Here is an 8,020-nt window from a genome sequence, read left to right as displayed (position 1 = left end):
AATTTCTGCATCAGAAGAAATTCCAAGCGAAAGTGTTGATGCAAATTCAAGACGAGGAAGCGGATTAAAACCTGTTGTATAAATTACTGGAAGACCACATTTTAAAAAGGCTCTGTTGAAAAATTCAACTTGTGAAAGATGGGAAATATATTCACCACCATTTTTCTTTGTAAACTCAAAAATAACCCGGTACATAACAGGTATATTCCACTCCGGGTAGACAGAATTATTAACAGGTTGTGTATTTTTTTGCACATCTTGAGGTTTATTATCAATATTTACGCAGGTTTTATTGTTGCACACCCCGCATCTGTGATTACAGTCCGGCATACATTTTGGTGTAAGCTCTTCACGTTCGTTTTTATCCCATTCTTTTTTATAGAAATTTTTTGCAACTCCCAGTGAAATATTATCCCAAGGAAGGACTTCATCTTTGCTGCGCTCTCTAAGAATGGATTGCTTGACATCAAAATCAGCTTCTTTGAATGCAGATTCCCAATACTTTAGGTTTTCTCGTAAATGATTATCCCATGCATCAAGACGGGCTCCCTTATTAAAAGCAGACAGGATTACCTTCCCTGCCCGTTTATCTCCACGAGAAAGAAGACCTTCAAGATAACTTGTATTTATATCGTGTGTACCGACGTGAAATTTCCCCCTCGGAAGATGTTCTCTAATGTATGCCAGCTTTTTATCTGATTCTTCCGGTGAAATTTGTCTTGCCCATTGATATGCTGTATGGGGTTTCGGAATAAATGTTCCAACGTTTACATTACACTGGATCTTTGTTCTGTTCTGAAGGTCCAGCATAAAGTCAACGATAGCTTTTTCTTCGGTAAGTTCTTCTGTTTCTGGAAAAGGAAGACCAACCATAAAATAAAACTTTGCTTTATTCCATCCCCTTTGTTTTGCATCAAGAATTACATCAACAAGATGCTGGGCATAGACCTCTTTATTAAGACGAAGCTGCCATGCTTCTTCAGGTGTTTCTACGGCAAAAGTAAGACCTGATTTACGTACTTCCGATAGTTTTTCAAGTAAAGGAAGAGAAAAGCTGTTTACCTTTAATGATGGAAGTTGAAAAGAAACATTCTGTGATTTATAGCGCTCATTTAAATCATCAAGTAAATTTTCTATATTCGGATAATCAGCACTAGAAAGTGAAGTTAATGAAATTTCACGATAGCCGGCCTCATTTACTAATTTTTCTACATCATCAAATATAAGCTGTTTTTCTTTTGCACGCTGCGGACGGTAATAAACTCCTGCATGACAGAAACGGCAGCCGTTCGGGCAGCCGCGCATAATCTCAACCACACCGTGATCCTGGACAGGCTTAACATTTGGAAGAGGCATATATGATGGAACAGATGGTACTTTTCCAAAATCAGACCATACGGCTCTATAGGCAACAGAATGACCGCAGGTTTCTTTGCTCATATTTTCTGTCCAGACAGATGGATATTCAGCAAGTTTTTGAAGAAGTTCTGCCCTCTTTGCCCCTTGCTTTTTCATTTCAGCAAGTTCTTCGATTAAATCAAACATTCCGCCTTCAGCTTCCCCAATAAAAAAAGCATCGAAGAAATCCGAAAAAGGTGCAGGATTTGTAGCTCCACAGCCGCCTGCAATTACAATCGGGTCATTTTCAGTTCGGTCTCTTTTTAGAAGCGGTATTTTTCCTAATTCAAGTATTGAAAGTACACCTGTAATTCCAAGCTCATAACCGATTGAAAAACCTATCATATCAAGTTCGTTCAAAGCCATGCCTGTTTCAAGTGTATAAAGCGGAATATTATGTTTTTTTAAGAGATTTTCAAAATCAGTTTCAACAGCAAAAACCCGCTCGCAACGGATAGACTTTTTTTGATTTAAGCCGTTGTAAATTATTTTTATAGCCTGATTTGCCATTCCTATTGTATAAACATCCGGAAAAGCAATTGAAAAATTAAATAAATCGTCTGAAGAAGTATGTTTTTTTATAATCTGGCCAAATTCTCCGCCGATATACGAAGAAGGATTCTGCACCGAGCAAAGTTCATTTCCAAAAATTGATAAAGGATTGATTAAATTCATTTTAAAAACCGAATTTTCTTGAACTGACGCTCATCAGTAAACCAACGCATATCATCGCTGTCCACAAAGAGGAGCCACCGTAACTTAAAAATAAGAGAGGAATTCCTGTAATCGGCATAATTCCCATGACCATACCAACATTAACCAGAAAATGAAATACGAACATTCCGAGAACGCCGGAAGCAATAAGAAGACCGAATGTATTCGCTGTATTTTTAATGATAAAAATAGTCCGCATAAATATTAAAAAATATAAAGCAAATACAGCCATACAGCCGGCAAATCCTAATTCTTCAGATAAAATACTGAAAATAAAGTCAGTGCTTTGTTCAGGTAAAAACCTGTAATGACTTTGAGTTCCCTGCAGATACCCGCGGCCGAAAAGGTTTCCTGAACCGATTGCTGTTTTTGACTGGATAATATTCCAGCCGGCTCCACGAGGGTCTGCATAAGGATCAATAAAGACGATAAGACGCATTACCTGATAATCTTTAAGGACTTTTCCTGCGAAATAAGAAAGTATAAGTGCACCACAGATAATTGAAGCTGCGTATGAAATCCAGTAAAAATATTTATTATGACGGTAAAAAAACATTCCAAAAAGTGACAGAACAAAAATCGAACCTGTTGCAAAAATTAAAACCAGCCTGAGTTTGAAATTTGTCAAAACACGTATAAAAACTACCGAACTATGAGCAATCTGACTTTCCCAGATAGGCAGAACTGTAAAAACAATTGTAAGCATACCGCCTATAAAAATGAATAGAATGTAACGGATTGGAATTCCTGCAATAAAAGTCATTACAAGAAAAATTGGAAAATAAACCAATGCAGTTCCAAGGTCCGGTTGTGATAAAATCAGCCCCATAGGAATAAACATTATTCCAAGTGAGGTTATGAATCTTTTTCTTTGATCAGATGATTTTTTTGTACGATCAAGATACCAGGCTAAAAATAAAATAAAAACGATTTTCGTAAATTCTGACGGCTGTATACCAAATGGTCCGATACCAAGCCAGCTTCTTGCTCCATTTACTTTTACGCCGGCAAGTCTTGTTATAATAAGAACTGCGCATGCTCCAATAAAAAGCTGCGGAACATAGCGGGAAAAACGCCTGTAATCTAAAAGAGAAAGAGTGAGCATGAGAATAATGCCGCTTCCTCCCCAAATAATCTGTTTGATATATTCTGTTGATACATTCATTCCTTCAGAATTAATTCCTGAAGAATAAATAAAGAGCACTCCAAATGCGACTAAAGCAACAACACAAAAAAACAGGATTAAATCAAAATACTGCAAAAACTTAAAATTTAATTTCATAATTTTTACTCTGCCCTGCCCCTTGCATGTTTTCTTGAGCGAATCACTTCTTTAACATTTGCAGGAAGTGCTTCAACTGCTTCTTCATAGTTCTGATTTGCAAAAATTCCCTGAAAGATAATATTTGTAGCATATGGAGCCCACCATTCCCATTCATTAGCTGCCTCAACCAGTACTACAACTACGACCTGATCTTCAACAGGTGCATTAAATGGTGCGTAACAGGCCATCCAGGAATGCCAGTGGTCTGCAGAACCAACTTCGGCAGTTCCAGTTTTTCCTGCAATCTGTACAACTTTGTTATTTAAAGGAAAAGCTGGTGTTCCGTCAGTGATTGTGTAACGCATTGCATTTTTTACTTCTTTCCAGACGGATGAATCTATATTTGATTCATGTAATAGTTCAGGTTTTACTTCTTCTATAACTTCATTTGTGGAAGGATCGCGTATTTCTTTAAGAAGATGAGGACGATAAATTTTGCCTTCATTTGTAACCATCGCTACCATATTTGCAACATGAAGCGGAGTAACTAATGTATACCCCTGACCGATTGACATATTCATTGTGTCACCGCCAAGCCATTTCTGATGGAACCGGCGTTCTTTCCATGGAGCCGTTGGTACAAAGCCTGACTGCTGTGCAGGTAAATCTATACTAAGACTTTCACCGAATCCGAATTCTCTTGCATAAGAAGAAATTTTATCTACGCCAAGATAATCACGTCCTATCTCCCAATAATAAACATCACATGACTGTGCAAGGGCTTCCTTCATATCAAGTTTGCCATGACCCCATTTCTGGTGACAGTGGAAAATTCTGTTTCCGTAATCAACACGGCCGGTACACAGAATATCCCTGTATGAAGGAAATGCCATTTCTGCAAGCATTGCGGTTGACATAATAATTTTAAATGTCGATGCGGGAGGATATGCAGCATTGACAACACGGTTAAGCATAGGCTGGTTATTGCCAGTTCTTAGTTTTTCGTATTCTTCAGAAGCGTTATCACTGTTAAATATATTCTGATTGTAAAATGGATATGAAACCATTGCCAGAACTTCTCCGTCAGCCGGGCGTAAGACAACAGCTGCCCCTACCCGTTCTCCAAGAGCTTTTTCTGCAAGTTCCTGAATGCGCATATCAATAGTTAGAACCAGATTTTTGCCCATTTGAGGGGGCTCTATGATTGGAGTATCTGAAATAACATGTCCGCGTACATCAACAGTCCGGCTTTCACGTCCCTGAATTCCCTGAAGCTGCAAATCATATTGTTTTTCAATGCCTGTTTTTCCGACAATTGATTTATTGGAATAAACCCTTCGTCCATCATTGTCAGTAATATTATACATAACTTTTACTTCTTCTTTTGTGATATCACCGACATAACCGACAACATGAGAAATTGAACCTGTTTCAACATAGCTGCGTACAGGTTTGCTTCGCCATGAAACACCAGGCAAATCAGTTATATTTTCTGCTATGTTTGAGATTGTACTGAAAGGAATGTTTGATTTTACTTCGACTGTTGTATAACTTTTTCTCAGGGAAGCAGGAATTTTTTTATCTATTTCATTTTTTGAAATTCCAAGGTACAGAGCCAGTCTGGTTGTTACAGAATCATAATGCCCCTGTGGAATTTCTGCAGGAATTAAGTCAATAGCAAAAGAATCAGTGTTAACGACCATCGCCATTGATGCGTTTCTGTCAAAAATTTCGCCTCTTTGAGCATCGATTGTTTTTACCTGGCTTGAAATAGTCTGGGACTGTTTACGATATTGAGCACCTTCAATAACTTGAAGTGAAAACAGTTTTAAAACATATACAACAAAAATCATTGATATCAAAAAGCCGAGAATGACAACTTTTGCATTTTGCTCAATTGAGCCGTTTTCATTTTCAAAATAATTTGTCATTTTAAGATACTTGCTCCGGATTTAATAAAATCATTCCACTGAAAATATCAAGAAATCTAAAAATAACTGGTGTTAAAATAGAATTAGCTGCAATTTCAAATAAAAAACTTATTGAAAAAATTGAATAAGGAACAACAGAATTAGGAAAAAAAACTGAGATTATAAAAATTATTGTGGTTTTTATTAATGTTGCACAAAATCCAATTAATACAGGGATAAAAATACCATTCATATTCAGGGTTTTATTAAAAATTCCTGCAAGATAACCAATTATGGTTCTCATTAATGAATGAAGTCCAAAAGGTGAAATGCTTAAAAAATCCAGAAAAAGGCCTGAAACAAAACCTGCCGATACACCAAATGAACGACCGTTATGAAGAGAAAGATAAAGTGTGGTTATTAAAAGAAAATCCGGAATAGCCGGCATGAAGAGCATATTCGAAAGAATAGCAGTTTCGAAAAGTACAAAACAAAGAATAATTACTGTTGAAATCGAAAAAGATTTTAACATTACCTGTTCCTTTTAATTTGACGATATATTCTGAAAAGCTGAATTTTGATTTGGTACAATCTTTTCAGAAACAATAACCATTTCAAGTCTTGAAAAATCAATTACTGGTGTGACTTTTATACTTAAAGATGAATCATAATCCAATACTTTTATTTCAGAAATGGATCCAATCGGTATATCACCTATATAGTTTTCTCCCATACCGCTTGTTACGACAAGATCACCAATCTGCAGCTCATTTAATATCTTTTTACGGATATAAGTCATATCCAGCGGGTTATCAATTGACCCCTGACCTGTTACAAGTCCTATGTCCCTTGTTTTTTGAATTCGCGCAGACACTGAACATTTAGAATCATAAACAGGCATAACAAGACTTGTTGTAGCACCAACTGAAACAACTTTGCCAGCTAAACCTACAATTCCACTTTGAACTGCAAGAACCGGTAAGCCTTTTTTTATTCCATTAGTGCTGCCTTTATTTATTGTAAAAGCTGAATATAAACTGTCAGGATTTCTTGAAATAATTTTTGCCGGATAATTTTTTTCCTGAAAAGTTTCTGAGAAATCAAGCTGTTCTTTTAATCTCTCATTTTCTTTTTTTATATCTGAATTTGCTCTCTGCATCAGTTCATAATTTTTAAGTCTTTCTGTAAGTTCTTTGTTTTCTTCGCGAAGTCTGGAAAGTTCATGGACAGCATTGAAAGTATCTGAAATGCCTGAAGTTACAGTACTTACACCTTTTTGTAAATATGAAAATACCGTAAATCCTACAGTTTTGAAATTAATTACAAAACCGCCGGAATGAAATGCCAGCATACTTCCAGAAAAAAGTATGAAAATTATGAGAAGAATTTCAGAAATTCCGAATCTAAATGAATGTTTTGGTGAAGCCACAAAGCACGCCTAGTCGTTGAGATTGTCATATATTGCCCGGTCAGAAGACATATCTTTAAATAAATCAAATGCCTGACCTGCACCAAGAGCAACACATTCAAGAGGCTTTTCTACCAGAATTACAGGAACGCCGGTTTCTTTTGAGATAAGCTTTGGTAAACCTTTAAGCATACTTCCGCCACCGCTCATAACAATACCTCGTTCAACTATATCTGCTGCAAGTTCTGAAGGTGTTTCTCCTAAAGTTACTTTGATAAGTTCAACAATTTCATTAACAGTTGATTTTAATGCTTCCCGCACTTCAACACTGTCAATTTCAAGACGGCGCGGAAGACCGGTGATTGCATCATTACCGCGAACTTCCATTTTTTCAATAGCCTTATCTTTGTCCTGTAAAGCATTTCCAATCTGAATCTTAAGACGTTCTGCAGTCTGCTGACCAATACGAAGATTATGAACGTTAAGGACGTATTTCATGATTGCTTCATCGAATTTATCACCGCCAACACGGATTGCCTTAGTAACAACCATACCGCCAAGAGAAATTACAGAAACTTCTGTAGTACCACCACCGATATCACAAATCATGTGGCCGGCAGGTTCATTAATTGGAATCTGTGCACCGATTGCAGCCGCAAGGGATTCTTCGATTACATCTACTTCCTTTGCACCTGCTTTTAAGGCAGTTTCGATTACAGCACGCCGCTCTACCTGAGTTATACAAGAAGGAATACCGATTTTCATTCGGGTTGATTTAAAAAGCTGGTGGCGTGAAATTACTTTTGAAATGAAGTATTTAATCATTTTTTCGCATGAATCGATATCAGCGATAACTCCATCTGCCAGAGGTCTGATTGCTTCGATATTTCCAGGTGTTTTCCAAAGCATTCGTTTTGCTTCAGCACCTACAGCCCACACATTTTTGGTTCCTTTTTCAACAGCAACAACGGACGGCTCGTCAACAACAATTCCTTTTCCGCGTACATAAATTAATGTATTACAAGTGCCTAAATCAATACCAATATCTGTTGAAAATCTGTCTAAAAAACCCATAAAAAGTCCTCCCAAACTTTTTTATATATTACTTCAATTCAGTTATTTTTTTCAATGCTAATGCGTGATTATTTTGAATTCTTAAAGCTTTTCTCCATTCAGAGCGAGCTTTTGCAGAATCTCCTCTAGATTCATATATTACACCTAAACCATAGTATGCGTCAGCAGAATTTTCATTTTTTTCCAGAATTAAATTAAATTCTTTTTCTGCATCGTCAAACTGCTCTCTTTCAAGGAAAATCTTACCCATCA

Annotated in this window: 7 protein-coding genes; all 7 read right to left on the bottom strand. The window is 36.8% G+C overall.

Annotated features, from left to right (window positions below; translation table 11 throughout):
• Positions 1 to 2,073, bottom strand: a 2,073-nt coding sequence (locus ACKI5B_RS11925; protein WP_407429048.1) for a TIGR03960 family B12-binding radical SAM protein, incomplete at its 3' end; no start/stop codon positions are given.
• Between the two features lies 1 nt (position 2,074).
• Positions 2,075 to 3,394 carry a rod shape-determining protein RodA gene (gene rodA, locus ACKI5B_RS11920; RefSeq protein WP_407429046.1) on the bottom strand — a complete coding sequence of 440 codons (1,320 nt, stop codon included), beginning with the start codon at positions 3,392 to 3,394 and terminating at the stop codon, positions 2,075 to 2,077.
• A 5-nt stretch (positions 3,395 to 3,399) separates the two neighbouring features.
• On the bottom strand, positions 3,400 to 5,307 hold the full coding sequence (mrdA, locus tag ACKI5B_RS11915) for a penicillin-binding protein 2 (protein ID WP_407429044.1): 1,908 nt from the start codon (positions 5,305 to 5,307) through the stop codon (positions 3,400 to 3,402).
• Between the two features lies 1 nt (position 5,308).
• A complete protein-coding gene (gene mreD, locus ACKI5B_RS11910) occupies positions 5,309 to 5,818 on the bottom strand; it encodes a rod shape-determining protein MreD (RefSeq protein ID WP_407429042.1) in 510 nt (169 codons plus the stop codon).
• A gap of 12 nt (positions 5,819 to 5,830) precedes the next feature.
• Complete coding sequence (mreC, locus tag ACKI5B_RS11905) at positions 5,831 to 6,715, bottom strand: rod shape-determining protein MreC (RefSeq protein ID WP_407429040.1); 885 nt, start codon at positions 6,713 to 6,715, stop codon at positions 5,831 to 5,833.
• A gap of 9 nt (positions 6,716 to 6,724) precedes the next feature.
• The gene (locus ACKI5B_RS11900; protein ID WP_407429038.1) at positions 6,725 to 7,768 is read right to left on the bottom strand and encodes a rod shape-determining protein; all 1,044 of its coding nucleotides are present in this window, start codon (positions 7,766 to 7,768) and stop codon (positions 6,725 to 6,727) included.
• A 28-nt stretch (positions 7,769 to 7,796) separates the two neighbouring features.
• On the bottom strand, positions 7,797 to 8,020 hold a 224-nt coding region (locus ACKI5B_RS11895), incomplete at its 5' end, for a tetratricopeptide repeat protein (protein WP_407429036.1).

It is taken from the genome of Treponema sp. (assembly GCF_045657965.1).
In the GTDB taxonomy this organism is placed as follows: Bacteria; Spirochaetota; Spirochaetia; order Treponematales; family Treponemataceae; genus Treponema_D.
Note: the sequence above shows the minus strand (reverse complement) of the source record. Positions and strands in the feature narration are given on the sequence as shown.

Excerpts from the sequence above, each read along its gene's own strand:
- rodA (WP_407429046.1), bottom strand. The coding sequence starts at position 3,394 with ATGAAATTAAATTTTAAGTTTTTGCAGTATTTTGATTTAATCCTGTTT.
- mrdA (WP_407429044.1), bottom strand. The coding sequence starts at position 5,307 with ATGACAAATTATTTTGAAAATGAAAACGGCTCAATTGAGCAAAATGCA.
- mreD (WP_407429042.1), bottom strand. The coding sequence starts at position 5,818 with ATGTTAAAATCTTTTTCGATTTCAACAGTAATTATTCTTTGTTTTGTA.
- ACKI5B_RS11900 (WP_407429038.1), bottom strand. The coding sequence starts at position 7,768 with ATGGGTTTTTTAGACAGATTTTCAACAGATATTGGTATTGATTTAGGC.